Below are 16,717 nucleotides of genomic sequence, written 5' to 3'. Positions count from 1 at the left end.
GGTATGAATATGCCTCTGAGGTATACCGCTCCTCGGCGGATCGACATGGGCCAGCCGAGCGCGTCCGTCACGAATCAGTGGACGGCAGCGTGTCCATGAAGGAGCTGACCGAGAAGACCGCTCGCCCGGGCCCGGCGGGGCCGTAGCCGGGCGGGCTGGACAGGCCATGGGCGTCCATGGTCGCTCGGTAGGCCTCCAGCAGACGGACGTGGTATTCGAGCGGCGCGCCCTGCGGGTTCGTCCGCCCCAGCGGCGTGGTGGGCTCCGGGCACCAGGTGGTGAACCGGGGCGTGATCCCCCGGGACATGAAGTAGTCAAGCCCCTCGGTGGTGGAAGCGATCGCCTCGTCGATGCTCGTGAAGCCGTGCGGGGCGGCCATCTCGACGCCCGCCACGAAGTTCGGGATCACGTTGCGCGGGCCGAACACCTCGGCGGAGTCGAGGATGCGCCGGTGCCACTCCTCCCGACCGACGTACCGCTCCTTGCCCGGGCAGTACAACTCGAACAGCCGCTTGTCCCACACCTCGTAGTTGGGGTGGTAGATGCGGATCCCGTAGTCGTGGAACCGCTGCACATCGGCTCGGGGCAGCGCCTGGGCCACGACCTTGCCGATCCACCGTCCCGGAAACCGCTCCTCGATCGCCTGCGCGTACTGCCCGTAGAAGTCGGCCTCGGCCAGCCCGTTGACCTGCGAGGTGATGCTGCCACCGGTCAGCGTGTACGCCCGCGACGCGCGGTCGACGTCGTGCCGATCGATGATCTCCAGGGCCTCGAGGACCTCGTCGACGGGCTTGACCCCGGTGTAGGGCCGGCCGGCCTGCTTGTGCTGCCGCCAGTTGTGGTTGATGTCGCAGTACTGGCACTCCTCCTTGGCGCCGAAGTACTGGCAGACCCGGAACGCGGTGAGGTAGATGAGATAGCCCCACTGGATCGTCGGGGCGACCTCCATCACCGACTTGCCGTTGGCGAGCGTGTGGCGGTAGTACGCCGGCATGGGGGGCAGCCCCACATCGGCGATCGGCCGTCCGTCCAGGAACAGGCGCAGTCGACCGTCGCTGTCGGTGCTGACGCGGTACGGCGAGCTGGGGTTGGTGCGGACCGACACGACGGTGCGACGCAGGTCGTACGGACCCCCGGTGAGCACGATCTCCTCCGGTGGTCGGCGCAGCGCGGCCGTCCCCAACTCCGGCAGCGTCCGGTGATCGAAGGAGAAGATGAAGTACGACTTCGGCTTGACGTCGCCGTGCTCGTTGTCGGTCAGCGCCGCGTCGTCGAAGGCGAGGCCGCCCCGCAGCAGGTCTTCCTTGAGGACCGCCTCCCGTGGCACGTGTGGAAAACGGCTCATCAAGTCTTCGACGAGGTCGGTTCGCGACTCCATGCGGTTCCTCCCGAACGTGGTACGCCGCACCGGGTGGCTCGCGCCACCCGGTGCCGGTTGATCAGCCCTGCTTGGTCTCCCAGAAGATCTTCGAGATCTCCTCGATCTTCCCGAGGAGCTGCTCGGCGACCGCCGGGTCCGCGGCGCCCTTCGCGCCGCCGGCACCCGCCAGCTTCGTCGCCTCGTTGAAGAGGCCGTGCAGCTGGGGGTACTTCTCGAAGTGCGGCTGCTTGAAGTAGTCGGTCCACAGCACCCAGAGGTGGTGCTTCACCAGCTCGGCGCGCTGCTCCTTGATGAGCAACGCGCGGGTGCGAAACTCCGGGTCGTCGCTGGCCTGGTACTTCTCGGAGATCGCCTTGATCGACTCGGCCTCGATGCGGGCCTGCGCCGGGTCGTAGACGCCACAGGGGAGGTCGCAGTGCGCGCTCGCGACCGTACCCGGGCGGAGAAGGCGGGACAGGTTCATCGGAATCCCTTCGACGGTAGTGCTCAGCTGACGTACGCAGGGCACGGCGGCCCTGACGTGATCATCTAGGGACGCTAGAACCTCAACCGCACTTCATGTCAAGGCCGGGTCGATCGCGAGCCCTGTTTCCGGACGAGCGTCAGCAGGGCGGCGTGCGTCCGCTCGTCCGCGGCCACGACGAGACCGTCCCCACCGGTGTGCAGCGGCTGACCGTCGAGCCCGGTGACCACGCAGCCGGCCGCCTCGCAGAGCGCGATTCCGGCCGCGAAGTGGACGCTGTTCCGCAGGTCGTGGCGGTCCGTCAGATAGGCGGCGCGGCGACCGGCGGCGACCCAGGCCACGGCGAGGCTGGTGGAGACCACCCGGGGCCGGAACTGTTCGAGGAAACCCTCGTCGGTGAGCATGCGGGCGGCCAGGAAGACGTCCCGGTTGGGAAAGGGCGGGTCGAGATTGAGGTCGACAAGCGTCGACTCGGCCGACGGTACGAGTCGCTCGTCCGTCCCCGCGCCCCGGACGTACGCGGCGGTGCCGTCGGTCCAGAACACCTCGGCGGCGAACGGGTCCGCCGAGGCCGCCACTGTGACGTCCGACCCGACCCGCAGGGCGACGTTGACCGAGGCCAGCATGGTCCGCGCGGCAAAGTTCAACGTTCCGCACAGCGGGTCGACCAGCCAGGTGCGCCCGTTGTCGCCGGTACCCGTGCGCCCGCTCTCCTCGGCGACCACGGCGTCCTCCGGCCGCGCCGCGCGCAGGACGTCGATGATGGCCCGCTCGGCCTCGACGTCGGCGGCGGTGGCGAAGTCACCGCCGGTCTTCATGACGCGCGTCAGTGCTGAGCCGTACCGGGAGCGGACGACTGCGGCTCCAGCTTCCGCCGCCTCGATGGCCAACGCCTGGTCTGTGATCGACATGCCCGAACCATAGGAGCCGTGGGCAATGTCGATGACAGCCCCGCACCCGGGCCGCGGGTAACCGGGCAGGTCAGTCCGACAGTTCGATGATCGGTAGTTGACTGACGACCGCCGTCATGATCATGGGAGCGTCGCCGTCACACTGGTTGACCGAGACCGCGACCCACCGACCCCCGGTCACCGTCGGCCCCCAGACGGTCAGGTCGCCGTAGCAGTCCAGGTCACAGAGCGACTGGAACAGCGCCGGCATGGGTTCACCGGCCTGATCCCGGAACAGCGGCACCCGCATGGAGACCGAGCGGTGCCCGCCCCACCTCTGGTCCAACTCCGCCACGACGAGGGCCAGGTTCGCCTCGGCGGCCTCTTCGGCCTGGTTCCACTCGGCACCGTACACACCCGTCAGGGCGTCGCTCTCCCAGAGCGGAACGATCCGAAAGCCCTCGCCTCGGCTGCCCGTCCACTCACCGGTGACCGGGTCCCCCTCGCTGACCGGCGTCCCGTCCGTGGGCAGGTGCGCGGCGAGCAGCGACTCGATGTCGGACACCGTCCGACCGGTGTCGAACACCTCGCCGGCCCGGCCGGTCATCGGGGGACTCGTCGTACCGCTGGCGGCCCATACCGCATCGTCCGCACCACCTGTCTCCGTCGGCTCCGGCCGTCGATCATCGCACCGTGAGCGAGCCAGCGAGGGGGCGGGCATCGGTCAGGAGACCGCCGTCCGCACCAGTTCGGTGATCTTCTTCTCCACGGCCGGGCTCCACTGCTGCAACGCGTACGCCACCGGCCAGAGATCCCCGTCGTCGAGGTTGGCCGAGTCCTGGAAGCCCACAGTCGAGTACCGGTAGTTGAACTTGCCGGAGTCCTGGAAGAAGACGACGATCTTGCCGTCCTCGTTCGCGTAGGCGGGCATCCCGTACCAGGTCTTCGGCATCAGGCTCGGGGCGGCGGCGGTCACCGTCACGTGCACCCGCTCGGCGAGCGCGCGGTCCTCCGGTTCCATCTGCGCGATCCGGTCGAGGACCGCTTGCAGCCCGTCCGCCTTCTTGGCGCCCTTCTTGCCCTCGGCGCGCAGCTCGTCGGCGCGCTCCTTCATCGCGGCCCGCTCCTCGGGGCTGAAGCCGTCGGACACGGTAGTGGTCTTCGCGGACATTCTCGGGCTCCCTCTCGTCGTCCAGGTCGGCATGCTGCCGTTCACCTGGGGAAAGGCTAGGCCGCCCGAAGTTCCCGGGGCTTCTCGATTCCTGATCGGTTCGAAGCCGTTCCGCAGGTGGCGGTCATCGTGCCCGTGATTTGCTGGTCAGCGTGATCGGTGGCTAGGTTGTCGACCGAAGCAGAACGACCGGTCTAGGGAGTCCCACCATGAACATCACCGCCGATCGGATGGCGGCGGCGTACTTCGACGCCTTCGAGACGCTGTGCAGGGTGACTCCGAAGGGCGGGTACGCCGAGCGGGGCACTGCCCGCGCGGGGGTGACGCAGGCCGGCGTCGCGACGCTCAACGCTGCCTACGACAGGTCCACCGAGCCCGACCTCGGGTCGCTCGACGAGATGGCGACCGAGGTCGGCAGGCAGGCCGCGCAGTGGTCGATCATCGTTCGGGGCGAGGCGGACGACCAGGTCGCTGACCTCGCGGCCCGGCACGGCCTCCTCGAACGCAGTGAGCTGCCCCTGCTGGCCTGCGCGTCGGACGACCTCACCTTCCGTGCCGGCTCGGCGGAGCGCCCCTCGGTGCGTCAGGTAGGCGCCGCCGAGAACGACCTCTACACCGACGCCCTCACCCGGAGCTTCGAGGTTCCCGAGGGCCTCTTCGGATCGCTGATGGGTGGTGCGGTGCTCGACGCCGACTCCATCACCGGCTACCTGGCCGAGGAGTCCGGCCAGCCCGTCGGCACCGGGCTCGGGATGCTGACCTCCGGGGTGGTCGGCGTGTTCAACATCGCGGTCGTTCCGTCCGCCCGGGGTCGTGGCCTGGGCCGGGTGATCACCGAAACGGTTCTGCGGGACGGCATCGCGGCCGGCGCGGACGCTGCCTACCTGCACACCAGCGTGATGGGTAGGCCGCTCTACGAGTCGATGGGCTTCACGCTCGTGGAGACCTGGACCATGTTCCACGCGCGGTGACGGACGATGTCGACCGGGCGGTGTCAGGTATGGGGGAGAGGGTCATGACCTTCAGCGAGAGCGTGCGCTCGGCGTTTCGCCGAGGCGAGACCGACGCCGTGGTGCGGATGAGCGAGGCCGAAATCGAGCGGGCCCAGGCGGCCGGTGACCTGGCGGGCGAGGTGGAGGCTCGGTACAGCCTCGCCCGGGTCGCCATTCGCGGCGGTGACCTGACGGGCGGAGAGGCGCGGGCCCGGGAGGCTCTCGCGGTGGCGCTGCGCTCCGGCGACCGGGCCCTGGAGGAACGACCGAGGCACGTGCTGGCCGGCGTCGCGAGGATGTCCGGTGACCTGCTCCGCGCTCGGGACCTGTACCGGGAGAGCATCGCGCTCAACGAGGCGCTCGGCCAACCCAAGACGGTCAACTCCGAATATCACAACCTCGCGTTCTGCGAGCTGGGGCTGGGCAACCTGGACGTGGCCCGAACGCTGTTCGCCGAGAACCGCCAGCGGGTGTTCCACAACGGTTGGACGGACTTCGTGCCGTACGTCTGCGTTGCCGGCGCCGCGCTCGCGACCGCCGAGGGGAACCACTCCCGCGCGGCGCGGATGATCGGTGTCGCGGACGCCGCGTTCGCGGCGCTCGGCCAGGTGCCGGACCCGGACGACGCCGCGGACCTCGCCCGGATGCGCGCCGCCGCGACCGAGGCGCTCGGCCCGACCGACTTCGACGAGCAGTACGCCGTTGGCCAGCACCTCGAACCGCGGGCGGCGTTCGGCGTCGCCTGACCCAAAGAGACTGTCGCCTCCCCGTTCGACAGCGGTCCTCCCGCGTTCGGGACGGGTCCGTACCGTTCCGAACACCCTGATGTCTTGTTGGCCGTGAATGGCGATGATTGGTTCGCCTCATGTCAGTCAAGAGAGCAACGCGCCCAGCTTTCATCGTGGCCCTGGCGGCCCTCTTCGTCCTGCTCGCCGGCGCGCCGGCGGCGGCGACCATCGCGACGCCGGCCGGCTGGCCGCCCGACGTCGTGGACTGCGTCGACGCACCGGCCCCCTCCGCCGGCTCGTCGTCGCCGGCCCAAGCCTGCTTCCGGGCCTACGGTGACCAGATCTGGGTCTACGACCGCGACACGCCCTACGCGGCCATCGGGATCTGGGAGAACCAGCTCTACTACGGCGGAACCTGGCACAACTACCGCAGCGGCGACTGCCAGAACCTCGAAGGCGAGGGTGAATGGGGAGTGTGCAACTACGACTTCTACGAGGACGGCACGACTCACCGCTACAACGATGAGGGCAGCCGCGTGCGGTTCCGGGCGTGTGGCGCCTGGGGCTGTTCGGGATGGTCGCCCTGGTGGCGTAACAACAACTAGTGCCGGAGGGCGATGACGATGATCGGGTCGGAGGGCCGCCTTCCGGATCCCTCCGACCCGATCGTCTCTGACCCCTGAGCGGCCGCAGGCGATGTCTACGACGCCGTGCGGGCAGCGGTGATGGTCCGTCCCCGCTCCGACTCTCCGAAGCGGTCGAGCATGGCGCGTACCTCGTCGGCGCTCACGTTGGCGCCGAACAACTCGCTGCCCGGTTCTAGTCGTACCCCCTCGGCCAGCGGGCCGGCCACGATCGGATCGAAGCCGAGCGCGTCCACCAGGGCCGCGATCTCGGTGAGGTCGGCGTTGTCGTCGCCGGCGATCGCGATGGCCTTGCGGCCGGTCGCCCCTGCCGGCCGGGCCTCGTCCTCCAGGTCGTGATAGCCCATGTGGTTGAACGCCTTCACGACGCGTGAGCCGGACAGGAACGCCTGGACGGTCTCGCTGGACGAGGTACGCGGGTTGGTGAGGTCGTCGCGGATGCCGTCGATCTCCCACCAGTAGTTCATGGCGTCGACGACGAGCTTGCCGCGCAGCGCCTCGGCGGGAACGCTGCGGTACTTGCCCAGGGGCAGGGCGAGGATGACGACGTCGGCGTCGGCCGCCGCGTCGACCGCCGTGGTGGCCTCGGCCCCCGGGGCGAGGACCTCGACGGTGAGGGCGATCTTCGTCGGGTCGCCGGAGCCGGCCACCCGTACCCGGTAGCCGGCGGCGACGGCGAGCCGGGCGAGCACCGTGCCCACCTTGCCGGCGCCGAGGATGCCGAGGGTCGCAGGCCGGCTCCGGTCGTTGTCGTTCATGTCGTCCTCTCGCTCGGGAAGTGCTGTTCAGGCCAGCAGTTCGCGGACCATGGGGATCACCTTCGAGCCGTAGAGTTCCACGGCGCGCATCCGGGCGCTGGCCGGTTGCGCTCCGGCCGAGTAGATGAGGTCGAACCGGCCGACACCGAGGCTGCGGATCGCACGGGCCATCCGGCGGGCCACCGTCTCCGGTGAGCCGATGTAGAGGGAGCCGTTCTCCACCTCGGAGTCGAACTCCTGACGGCGGATCGGGGGCCAGCCCCGCAGTTTGCCGATCCGGTCTCGCATGATCCGATAGTGCGGCCAGTAGATCTCCTTGGCCTGCTCGTCGGTGTCGGCGATGAAGCCCGGCGAGTGCATGCCGACCGGGTGCGCGGTCGTACCGAGCTGGTCGGCGGCCCGGCGGTACAGGTCGATGTAGGGCGCGAAGCGCTCGGGGGCCCCGCCGATGATGGCGAGCATGAGTGGCAGCCCGTACCGGGCGGTGCGGACGACCGACTGCGGCGAGCCACCCACGCCGACCCAGGTGTCCAGGTGACCCGATTCGGTCTTCGGGAACACGTCGGCGTTCTCCAGTGGGGCACGCAGGGTGCCGCTCCAGGTGACCGGCTTCTCGTCCAGCAACTTGACGAACAGTTCGATCTTCTCCTCGAACAGCGTGTCGTAGTCGCGCAGGTCGTAACCGAAGAGCGGGAACGACTCGGTGAACGAGCCGCGACCGAGGATGACCTCGGCTCGACCGTTCGACAGCGCGTCCACTGTGGCGAAGCGCTGGAACACCCGTACCGGGTCGTCCGAACTCAGCACGGTCACGCCGGAGGCCAACCGGATCCGCGAGGTGCGGGTGGCGATTCCGGCCAGCACCGTCTCCGGTGTGGAGACCGAGTACTCCGGCCGGTGGTGCTCGCCCAGCGCGATGACGTCGACCCCGAGTTGGTCGGCGAGGACTGCCTCGTCGACGACCTGCCGGATCGCCGCCGCGTGGGAGACGAGTTTGCCGGCGTCGTCCTGCGGTATGTCGCCGAACGTGTCCAGGCCGAACAGCAGATCAGACATGGTTGGGCTCCTTAGCCAGCAGCTCCCGGACCCGTGGCGCGACCTCACTGCCCAGCAGTTGGATGGTGCGCGCGCGTGCCTCGCGGGGCAGGTGCATGATGTCGTACTTCAGGTCGAAGCGGCTCAGTCGCAGGTCCCGAGCGACAGTGGCGATCTTCTGCGCCACTGTCTCGGGTGAACCGACGAAGAGCGCGCCGTGGTCGATTTCGGCCTCGTAGCGCGCGCGGTCCGGTTTGTAGAAGCCGCGTTCGGCGGCCAGGGCCGCCACGACCGGCTGCCAGTATCGCCACCACGTCTCCACCGCCTCCTCGTCGGTGTCTGCGACAAGGCCGAGTGAGTGCTGCCCGATTGGCTGCAGGGTATGCCCGAATTGTTCGAGCGCCCTGGTGTAGAGGTCGACGTGGCCGGCGAAGCGCTGGGGGCGCCCGCCGATGATCGCGAGCATGAGCGGAAGTCCGTGCCGGGCGGCGCGGATGACCGAGTTCGGGCTTCCCCCGACACCGATCCAGGTCGGGATGCCGCCCGGCTGCATCAGTGGGTGCAGCCGCTGCCCGGTCAGTGGGCTTCGTACAGTGCCGGACCAGGTGACCGGTTCGTCCTGCTGAAGTCGCAGGAAGAGGTCCAGCTTCTCCTCGAACAACCGCTCGTAGTCGGCCAGGTCGTACCCGAACAGCGGAAACGACTCGGTCGCGGATGCGCGCCCGAGGACGATCTGGGCGCGGCCGTCGGAGACGGCGTCGAGGGTGGAGAACTCGTGGTAGAGCCGTACCGGGTCGTTGGTGCTGAGCACTGTGACCGAGGTGCCGAGGCGAATTCGCTCGGTGGCCGTCGCGACCGCGGCCAGCAGCACCGGTGTCGCCGAGTCGTTGTGGCCCTCGCGGTAGTGCTCGCCGACGCTGAACACGTCGAGTCCGGCCGACTCGGCGAGCCGTGCCTCGTCCACGAGTAGCCGTACGGTCTCGGCGTCGCTCAGGACCCGGTCGCCGTCGGTGGCCACCTCCCCGAACGAGTTGAGCCCCAGCTCGAAGTCTGCAGCTGCCATGGTCTCCTCCTCGGTGCAATCCGCCGACGGCCTGCGGAAGCGGACCTACCGGTTGACGTGTCAATGATGCTAACTTGGCGATTGACACGTCAATTCCCGGGAGGGTGAGATGACGGAGACCACACCCGGCCGGCGGGGCGGACGCCAGCTCCCGACCGCCGACGAACTGCGGATCTGGCGGAACTTCATCGAGACGACGGCGGCGCTCGGCTCCCGGCTCGAGTCCCGCCTACAGGGCGACTCCTCGCTCTCGAGCGGGGACTACGCGGTGCTCCTCGCTCTCAGCGAGGCGGAGGGCGAGGCGATGCGGTCGTCCGAACTCGCCTCGCACATCGGGTGGGAGCGGAGCCGGCTCTCCCACCATCTCGGGCGGATGGAGCGGCGCGGCCTCATCCGCCGCCAGGAGTGCGCCACGGTTCCCCGCGGTGCGGAGGTGCTGCTCACGACGGCCGGCGCCGAGGCGTTCAGGGGAGCCACCTTTCCCCACCTGCGCGCCATCCGGGAGCTCTTCGTCGACGCCCTCACGCCGGAGCAGATCGTCGCTGCGGGCGAGATCGCCACGGCGCTGAAAGCGCGCCTCGACGATCCGCGTACGCAGTGACGCGCTGCCACGCTTTCCCGGCACCATCGCATCCGTAGCGGCGAGTGTTCGGGCGATTGCCGAGAGCTATGTTCGGGTGGTCCAATCCTCCAGAAAGCCGCCACTCCGCCAGCCCGGCGGGGAATGGCGACGGCTGCGCCGCCCGGAGGTACGTCCATGAGCGAGACCGCCACCGCAGAGGCCCACCGCTTCAATCCCGGCAAGCCCCACAGTGGGCGCACGGAGTCGGTGCTGCCGGAGTTGCGGGAGATGTGGTGGGAGACGGGGGTGCGGGCGCGCGCGGAGGCCGGCGTCTTCGCCGTCTTCGCGGAGCTGCCCAGGCTCGTCTGGACAGCCGTCGGGATCAGTTGGCGCGCGGACCGGCTCCGTACCGGTGTGGTGGCCGCGGCCACTGTCGGCGCGGGGGTGATGGCCGCCTTCGGCCTGTTGGCCACCCAGCGGGTGTTGGTGGAACTGTTCGCCGGCGGACCGACCGCGGACAAGGTGCGGGCGGCGCTGCCCGCGCTGGCCGTGCTGGCGGCGACGGTCGCGCTCCGCGCCGGGATGGGCATCGCCACCGGGTACGCGCAGAACGGCTTGACGCCTCGGGTGAGTCGTGAGGTGGAGCGGGGCCTGTTCGAGGTGTCCACAGCGGTCCGGTTGGAGGCGTTCGACGCCGACGCGTTCGCCGATGACATGGAACGCGCCTCCCGAGGCACCGAATCGACGATCGGGCTGGTGCAGGCGTCGATGAACCTGCTCGCCGGGCTGGCCGGGCTGCTCGCCGTGGCGGCCGCCGTCGTCATCATCCATCCGCTGCTGTTGCTGGCGCTGCTGGTCGCCACGGTGCCCAACGCGTGGGCGTCGTTGCGGGCCGGGCATCTGCGCTACCAGACGTACAACGCCGGGTCGGTGCGCCGACGTCGACTGTGGCTGCTGCACAAGCTGATGGCCGAACGTGCCTCGGCCCCGGAGTTGCGCTCCTACGGGCTGCGCCGGTTCCTGCTCGACCAGTACGACAGGGTGATGCAGGTGGAGACCGACATCCAACTCGCCCTCGCCCGGCGGGTCACCACTACCACCACTGTCGGAGCCATTGTCGGCGGTCTGGCGACCGGCACCGTCTACGCCCTGCTCGGCCTGCTGCTCCTCGACGGGCAGATCCCGCTCGCCGCCGCGGCGACCTGCGTCATCGCCGTGCAGTCCGCGCAGCGGTCCCTGGCCATCGCCACCTTCCAGGTCGACCACGTCTACACCGAGGGGCAGCACTTCGGCGACTACACCGGTTTCATGACCCGCGCTGACGCCTACCTACCGACCAGCACCGGACCCGTTGCCGAGGCCGCTCCTGATCGGCTGCGGGAGTTGACAGTCAACGAGGTGAGCCTGCGTTACCCCGATCGGGACGACTCCGCAGTCGACGGCGTCACGTTGACGATCACCGCCGGGCAGACTGTCGCGTTCGTCGGGGAGAACGGCTCGGGCAAGACGACCCTCGCCGCGATGATCGCCGGCCTTCGCGCCCCCACCGAGGGCAGCATCGAGTGGAACGGCCGCCCGTTGTCGGACTGGAACGTCGGCGGGCTGCGTGCCCGGATCGCGGTGGTGACGCAGGAATACCACAAGTGGCCGTTCACCGCGGCCACGAACATCGCCATCGGCGACGTCGACAGCGAGGCCCAGCAGGATCGCATCGAGGCCGCCGCCGGCCGCGCCGTCGCCCACGACATGATCAACGAACTTCCGCACGGGTACGAGACACTGCTCGACCGGACCTTCGCGCGAGGCCAGGACCTCTCCGGTGGGCAGTGGCAGCGCATCACCGCGGCTCGCGGGTTTCTGCGCGACGCCGAACTGCTGATCATGGATGAGCCGTCCTCGGCGCTCGACCCCCGCGCCGAGGACGCCCTGTTCCAGACCATCCGGGACCGGCGAGGTCGCGCCACCACGATCCTCATCACGCACCGGCTCGCGAACGTCCGGCACGCCGACCGGATCTTCGTCCTGCACCACGGCCGGCTCGTCGAGGCCGGCACACACGCCGACCTCGTCGCCACCGGCGGCCGGTACGCCGAACTGTTCGCCCTCCAGGCCGCCGGCTACGACGCGAACCTGGCCGAGGGCAACCAGCACACCTGAACGGTCCAGTCGGACCTTCTCCCGCTGGATCGCGGGAGGCTAGGCTTCGGTCCATGTCGGGGTGGCGGGGCCGGACGGCGGACGTGGCCCTGGTGCCCGCCGTGGGTCTGGTCGCTGTCATGGGCCTGGTGGTCCAGTCGCGCGGCATCGACACCGCCGCCGAATGGGCGGCGCTGCTGGCGGTGCTGCTCTCGACCGGCGCGCTGTACGTCCGCCGGCGTCACCCGGTGCCGGTGGGCGTCGTGGCGCTGGCTGCCATCGGCGCGTACGGGGCGTTGCTGCACCGGCCCGGCCCGATCATGTTGGTCTTCGTCGTGGCGCTCTACACAGTTGTCGACGAGGGGTACCTCGCGGTCGCCGTCGGGCTCGGTCTCGCCTCGGTGGTCGCCTTCGCCGTGGCGGACAGCTACAACCGGTCCCCGAACACCATGAACGGGGCGACGCTGCTGCACACCGGTTGGCTCGTCGCGGTCATCGTCGGCGTGACCCGCAACCGCCGCGCCTACCTCGCCGAGGCACAGGCCCGAGCTGTCGTCGCCGAGCAGCGGATGGAGGAGGAGTCCCGGCGACGGGCCACCGAGGAGCGGCTGCGCATTGCCCGGGAGTTGCACGACGTGCTCGGCCACCACCTGTCGTTGATCAACGTGCAGGCCAGCGCGGCGTTGCACCGACCCGACCCGGTCCGGTCCGAGCAGGCCCTCACCGCGATCAAACAGACCAGCAAGGAGACGTTGAGTGAGTTGCGAGCGACGCTGGGGGCACTGCGGCAGGAAGCTGGGCCGGCGGTCGTGCCGGCACCCGGCCTGCATCGCCTCGGCGATCTGATCAGGACGGCCGCCCGGCCGGAGTTGGAGATCCGCACCGAGCTGGCCGAGACGCGGTCGCTACCGCCGGAGGTCGATCTGGCGGTGTATCGGATCGTCCAGGAGGCGCTCACCAACGTGGCGCGTCACGCGCGTGCCACCACCGCTGTGGTCCGGGTCCGGCCCGATCACGACGACGTGCTCGTGGAGGTCGACGACGACGGCATCGCCCAGCCGGGTTCGCCGGGCAGCGGGATCCTCGGAATGCGGGAGCGGGCGCGGGCACTCGGCGGTTCGTTGACCACCGGCGCGCGGCCGGACGGAGGCTTCCGGGTCTGTGCCCGTCTGCCGATGCGAGCCGACCCGGCACCGGTGGGGGAGCAGGCGTGATCCGGCTACTCCTCGTCGACGACCAGACCCTCGTACGGGCCGGCTTCCGGTCCATTCTCGACGGTGAGGACGGTCTCGAGGTGGTCGGCGAGGCTGCCGATGGATTCGAGGCGGTGCGGCTGGCCCGGCAACTGCGACCCGATGTCGTCCTCATGGACATCCGGATGCCCGGGCTCGACGGCCTGGCCGCCACTGGTGAGATCGTCGCCAGCTCCGACGCTCGCGTCATCATTCTGACCACCTTCGACCTGGACGATTACGTCTACGACGCGCTGCGGGCCGGTGCCAGCGGATTCCTGGTCAAGGACACCGAGCCAGCGGAGTTGATCCACGGGGTGCGGGTGGTGGCCCGGGGTGACGCGCTTATCGCACCGTCGATCACCCGGCGGTTGATCGCCGAGTTCGCGGCCCGGGCCAAGCATCCCGACCCCGGGCCGCGACTGAGCCTGCTCACCGAGCGGGAGCGTGAAGTGCTGACGCTGGTCGCCGCCGGCCTCTCCAACGACGAGATAGCGGCGCGGTTGGTGCTGAGCCCGGCGACCGCCAAGACGCATGTCAGCCGGATCATGACCAAGGCCCATGCCCGGGACCGAGCCCAGTTGGTGATCCTCGCCTACGAGTCCGGTCTGACAGTGCCTGGTTGGCTCGCTCGCTCCTGACCACCACCGTCGGCTGGTCGGCCGGAACGACCGCCGGCGGGGCAGCCTTCGGATGGAACGAGATCAGCCAGGCGGGCCCCGCGCCGGAACCGGCCGCGGTCAGCCCGCCAGGTGGCCGGTGCGGCGCGCGCGAAGAAGGGCCAGCCCGCCGAGCACCACGCCGGCCAGTCCGACCGCCAGCGCCACGTAGGCCCCGCCTCGCCCGTTGCCCGTGCCGATGCCACTGTCGGAGGTGGTCACCACCAGCCCGCCGAGCGCCATGCCGATCAGCCCTGTCGCCAGGGCCAGGACGGCTCCGCGGCTTCCCGAGCCGGTGCCGAGTCGACTGGCGGGGCGGGCCAGGGCCAGTCCTCCGATGATGGCGCCGACCAGCCCCAGCAGGGCGGCCGCGCTGGCGCCGAGACGTCCGGAACTCATGGAGAGAGCAGCGGCGGCGGTTGGCTGGGCCGCGACGTGCGCCGCTGCCGGTGCGGCTAGCTCGATCCCTCCGAGCGGGGCGGCTACGGCGGTGGCAAGCAGGTGACGAACGGACATCGTGGATCTCCTCGGTCTCGTGACGGGTACGGGTGGCAGCCTAGGAAGCAAACCGCTGGTGAGTCGTCATGCCGGAGTTGCCGATGGGCCTACCACCCGGGATGTACGCCCTCGGGACGTCGTACCGCCGCAGTTGTCTCCAGGCCGCCGTCAGGCACCTGTTATTTACGCGCGTGCTGGCCATGAACACGTCCTTGACCTGCGGTTTTGTCGGATCCGAGCAGTGGCGTTCGGGGCCTGGGAGTGGTACGACTGATACCCGGACCAGGTGGTGCGGGGTCAGTAGGAGGTGGCGGATGCGTCTCACGAGCACCACGCCTCAGCGGCGGCCCTTGCGCCGGACGGCTACGGCGGTCCCGCCCGAGTGCGGGCCAGGAGCAGCGTCGTCGGTGCCGACGGACCCACGATGACGGGCCCGGACAACGCGGAGGAGTTGGCGGCCGCCTACGCCCGCGGTCTCGACGCGGGCCGGATCGAGCAACGTCTACAGGGGCACGATGAGCACCTGCGCAGGATCAACGGTTCGATCGACTCGATGACGCAGGCGCTCCGGTCTCTCACCGAGGAACTCCGCGGCAACGTCACCCTGTTCAGCGCCGACGTGGCAGCGGGCCGCCGTGACGCCAGTGAGCGGGACAGGATCGCCGCGGTGCGGGTGGAGGAGGCGGGCATCGTCGAGTCCCAGCGGACGGTCCGGTGGACGGCTTGGCAGCGCTGGTTCGCCGTCGTCGGCGCGATCGTCCTGGTGGTGAACTTCGGCCTGGGTCTCTACCTCGCGTTCGGCAGTTGAGCCCGCGTGGCAGCCGGGTAACCAGACGGAGCCGATGGTGCGGAAGCCGCGAGTTGCGTCATTGCACCGGGGCGTCGCTATCCGATCTGGGCTCCAGCACCACCACTGTGGTTTCCGACGATCGCCGTGCGGCGTGGGCGTCGAAGTTCTTGTCGGCCTCGCGCCAGCGTGGCCACAGGCGCGACCGCTCGTCGTCGGTGGCGGCGCGACCGCGCACCAGCCGCCGCCCGTCGACCAGATCGACTGACGCGTCCGGGTGCGCCTGGAGGTTGAGCCACCAGGCGGGAGCGCCCTCGCCCCACCCGTTCATCGCCACCCCGACCAGGTTCGGGCCATCCTCGAAGTACGCGAGAATGACGCTGCGCTGCTGGCCGGTGCGGCGTCCGGTCGTGGTCAGCCGCAGGGTGCCCCAGCGGGTCTCGCGGGGTCGCCACAGCCCGACCCGGCTGCCGGAGACCCGGTACAGGCCCCGGTGCACCGACCAGGCCAGCCGGATGAACCACCGTGGCGGGAGCCACGGCGCCTTTGTTCCCTGAGCGTCCGACATGACGACCTCCTCCACCGACCAACGCTGATGGTCCGGGTGGCTGGTTTCCGCGGGCGCACCCCGCCACTGTGGACCGTGATCCCCAAGTCTCCCGGCGCGAGCGTGACTCGCGTCCAGGTGTCCATGATTCGACCGAGGATGGAACCGATCGGTGGAGCCCCGCGCCGGTGGCGGGTGGGTGGATCACCCCTGCCAGGCGTCGATGGCGCGGACGCCGTCGCGGACGACCCGGTCCAGGATGGCGGGGTTGCCGCTGGTGCCCTCCCACCCCTGGTCGTCGAAGACCGTCACCGTGCTGTCGACGCGGGCCACAGCGATCTGGCTGGACGCGGTGCCGCCGGTGCGTTCGCCGTTCAGGCTCGTCTCGGGCCACGTCCGGGTCAGCAGCAGCGCCTCGTCGCCGACCCCGGGCAGCGCCTGACTCTTGACGGTGACGCGGTTTCCGGACTGGTCGTAGGAGGGGCACGCCTGCACGCCGGTGCGGAGCCGGCCCAGGTAACCCGAGGCGCCGTCGCCGTCGAAGGTGAAGATGGTCTGGTGGATCATCCCCTGGGGCACGTTGCTGGCGGGCTCGCCGGCCTTCTGGTAGGTGACTGTCATCGCGGCGCTCGCGGTGACCTGCCGGCCGCCGGTGCCGAACTCGTTGCCGCACAGCTTTGGCAGTGCCTCCTCGACGGGCGTCGTCCGTCGCGGAGACTTCCGCAGCTCGGCGGGCAACTCGACGAAGGCCGAGGTCGGGATGGTCACCGGGGTGCTCGCGCTCGGCGATGGCGGATCTGTCGGGGGCGCTGACGCCGACGCGGTGGCCGGTGCGGTGGTCGCCGGGGCAGAGCCGGGCGGATCCTCGGTGGCGGTGCAGGCAGCGGCCAGTGCGACGGTGCCGAGCAGCGCGAGCGCGCGTCGCGTACGGGCCATCGGCAGTGCTGTGTATCGGCTCATCATCACCCCTCGTCTGTCCCGAGGAAGTTCCCTGCCCCGAGTCGACCGAAACGACCACGTGGCGCCTCGGGCATCGGCCGGACCACGGAATTTCTGTGTCGTCGGGTCGGCCGGGCCGCTAGGCTGCCCCGCATGACCAGCGTGATCGCTCAGTGCACCGGACTGTCGTATGACGTCCAGGTCGGTGCGGGGCGACGCCGGCGATCCGTCG

Annotated in this window: 19 protein-coding genes; 8 read left to right on the top strand and 11 right to left on the bottom strand. The window is 70.0% G+C overall.

Features of this window, described 5'->3' with window-relative positions; all coding sequences use genetic code 11:
* Positions 1-67: 67 nt before the first annotated feature.
* From KBX08_RS06180 to KBX08_RS06160, 5 genes are all read right to left on the bottom strand, one after another.
* Positions 68-1,345 carry a radical SAM protein gene (locus KBX08_RS06180; protein WP_247668956.1) on the bottom strand — a complete coding sequence of 426 codons (1,278 nt, stop codon included), beginning with the start codon at positions 1,343-1,345 and terminating at the stop codon, positions 68-70.
* 94 nt (positions 1,346-1,439) lie between these two features.
* Positions 1,440-1,844 carry a superoxide dismutase, Ni gene (gene sodN / locus KBX08_RS06175; RefSeq protein ID WP_210781617.1) on the bottom strand — a complete coding sequence of 135 codons (405 nt, stop codon included), beginning with the start codon at positions 1,842-1,844 and terminating at the stop codon, positions 1,440-1,442.
* Between the two features lie 98 nt (positions 1,845-1,942).
* Entirely contained in the window at positions 1,943-2,755 is an 813-nt protein-coding gene (locus tag KBX08_RS06170) for an inositol monophosphatase family protein (protein WP_210781616.1), read from the bottom strand.
* Between the two features lie 70 nt (positions 2,756-2,825).
* Positions 2,826-3,341, bottom strand: coding sequence for a hypothetical protein (locus KBX08_RS06165; RefSeq protein WP_210781615.1), 516 nt, complete (start codon positions 3,339-3,341; stop codon positions 2,826-2,828).
* Positions 3,342-3,458: 117 nt separating this feature from the next.
* Complete coding sequence (locus KBX08_RS06160; RefSeq protein ID WP_210781614.1) at positions 3,459-3,905, bottom strand: iron chaperone; 447 nt, start codon at positions 3,903-3,905, stop codon at positions 3,459-3,461.
* Between the two features lie 209 nt (positions 3,906-4,114).
* Here KBX08_RS06160 and KBX08_RS06155 point away from each other — a divergent pair, with 209 nt between their 5' ends.
* The 3 genes from KBX08_RS06155 (at position 4,115) to KBX08_RS06145 (ending at position 6,230) form a co-directional block, all read left to right on the top strand.
* Positions 4,115-4,876 (top strand): GNAT family N-acetyltransferase, encoded by a 762-nt coding sequence (locus tag KBX08_RS06155; protein WP_210781613.1) that lies wholly within the window; start codon positions 4,115-4,117, stop codon positions 4,874-4,876.
* A 44-nt stretch (positions 4,877-4,920) separates the two neighbouring features.
* Positions 4,921-5,643 (top strand): tetratricopeptide repeat protein, encoded by a 723-nt coding sequence (locus KBX08_RS06150; protein WP_210781612.1) that lies wholly within the window; start codon positions 4,921-4,923, stop codon positions 5,641-5,643.
* Between the two features lie 155 nt (positions 5,644-5,798).
* A complete protein-coding gene (locus tag KBX08_RS06145; RefSeq protein WP_210781611.1) occupies positions 5,799-6,230 on the top strand; it encodes a hypothetical protein in 432 nt (143 codons plus the stop codon).
* Between the two features lie 95 nt (positions 6,231-6,325).
* Here KBX08_RS06145 and KBX08_RS06140 read toward each other — a convergent pair whose 3' ends face one another.
* The 3 genes from KBX08_RS06140 to KBX08_RS06130 are packed head-to-tail and all read right to left on the bottom strand — an operon-like array spanning position 6,326 to position 9,125.
* A complete protein-coding gene (locus KBX08_RS06140; RefSeq protein ID WP_210781610.1) occupies positions 6,326-7,027 on the bottom strand; it encodes an NADPH-dependent F420 reductase in 702 nt (233 codons plus the stop codon).
* A 27-nt stretch (positions 7,028-7,054) separates the two neighbouring features.
* A complete protein-coding gene (locus tag KBX08_RS06135) occupies positions 7,055-8,083 on the bottom strand; it encodes an LLM class flavin-dependent oxidoreductase (protein WP_210781609.1) in 1,029 nt (342 codons plus the stop codon).
* Complete coding sequence (locus tag KBX08_RS06130; RefSeq protein WP_210781608.1) at positions 8,076-9,125, bottom strand: LLM class flavin-dependent oxidoreductase; 1,050 nt, start codon at positions 9,123-9,125, stop codon at positions 8,076-8,078. The genes KBX08_RS06135 and KBX08_RS06130 overlap by 8 nt, the downstream gene beginning before the upstream one ends.
* Before the next feature lie 109 nt (positions 9,126-9,234).
* Here KBX08_RS06130 and KBX08_RS06125 point away from each other — a divergent pair, with 109 nt between their 5' ends.
* The 4 genes from KBX08_RS06125 to KBX08_RS06110 all read left to right on the top strand — a co-directional run bounded on the left by KBX08_RS06125 (position 9,235) and on the right by KBX08_RS06110 (position 13,696).
* Positions 9,235-9,726 carry a MarR family winged helix-turn-helix transcriptional regulator gene (locus KBX08_RS06125; RefSeq protein ID WP_210781607.1) on the top strand — a complete coding sequence of 164 codons (492 nt, stop codon included), beginning with the start codon at positions 9,235-9,237 and terminating at the stop codon, positions 9,724-9,726.
* 249 nt (positions 9,727-9,975) lie between these two features.
* On the top strand, positions 9,976-11,844 hold the full coding sequence (locus KBX08_RS06120; RefSeq protein WP_210781664.1) for an ABC transporter ATP-binding protein: 1,869 nt from the start codon (positions 9,976-9,978) through the stop codon (positions 11,842-11,844).
* Between the two features lie 53 nt (positions 11,845-11,897).
* The gene (locus tag KBX08_RS06115) at positions 11,898-13,037 is read left to right on the top strand and encodes a sensor histidine kinase (RefSeq protein ID WP_210781606.1); all 1,140 of its coding nucleotides are present in this window, start codon (positions 11,898-11,900) and stop codon (positions 13,035-13,037) included.
* The gene (locus tag KBX08_RS06110; RefSeq protein WP_210781605.1) at positions 13,034-13,696 is read left to right on the top strand and encodes a response regulator transcription factor; all 663 of its coding nucleotides are present in this window, start codon (positions 13,034-13,036) and stop codon (positions 13,694-13,696) included. The genes KBX08_RS06115 and KBX08_RS06110 overlap by 4 nt, the downstream gene beginning before the upstream one ends.
* A 99-nt stretch (positions 13,697-13,795) precedes the next feature.
* Here the strand turns inward: KBX08_RS06110 and KBX08_RS06105 are convergent, their stop codons facing one another.
* On the bottom strand, positions 13,796-14,230 hold the full coding sequence (locus KBX08_RS06105; RefSeq protein WP_210781604.1) for a DUF6223 family protein: 435 nt from the start codon (positions 14,228-14,230) through the stop codon (positions 13,796-13,798).
* Positions 14,231-14,636: 406 nt separating this feature from the next.
* Between KBX08_RS06105 and KBX08_RS06100 the strand changes: the two genes are divergently transcribed.
* A complete protein-coding gene (locus tag KBX08_RS06100; RefSeq protein ID WP_210781603.1) occupies positions 14,637-15,020 on the top strand; it encodes a hypothetical protein in 384 nt (127 codons plus the stop codon).
* 58 nt (positions 15,021-15,078) lie between these two features.
* Here KBX08_RS06100 and KBX08_RS06095 read toward each other — a convergent pair whose 3' ends face one another.
* Complete coding sequence (locus tag KBX08_RS06095) at positions 15,079-15,567, bottom strand: nitroreductase/quinone reductase family protein (RefSeq protein WP_210781602.1); 489 nt, start codon at positions 15,565-15,567, stop codon at positions 15,079-15,081.
* 183 nt (positions 15,568-15,750) lie between these two features.
* Positions 15,751-16,506: a hypothetical protein gene (locus KBX08_RS06090; RefSeq protein WP_210781601.1), complete on the bottom strand. Its 756-nt coding sequence runs from the start codon at positions 16,504-16,506 to the stop codon at positions 15,751-15,753.
* Between the last annotated feature and the right edge of the window lie 211 nt (positions 16,507-16,717).

The organism is Micromonospora sp. H61 (assembly GCF_018070325.1).
In the GTDB taxonomy this organism is placed as follows: Bacteria; Actinomycetota; Actinomycetes; order Mycobacteriales; family Micromonosporaceae; genus Micromonospora; species Micromonospora salmantinae.
This window is presented reverse-complemented; position numbering and strand designations above follow the sequence as displayed.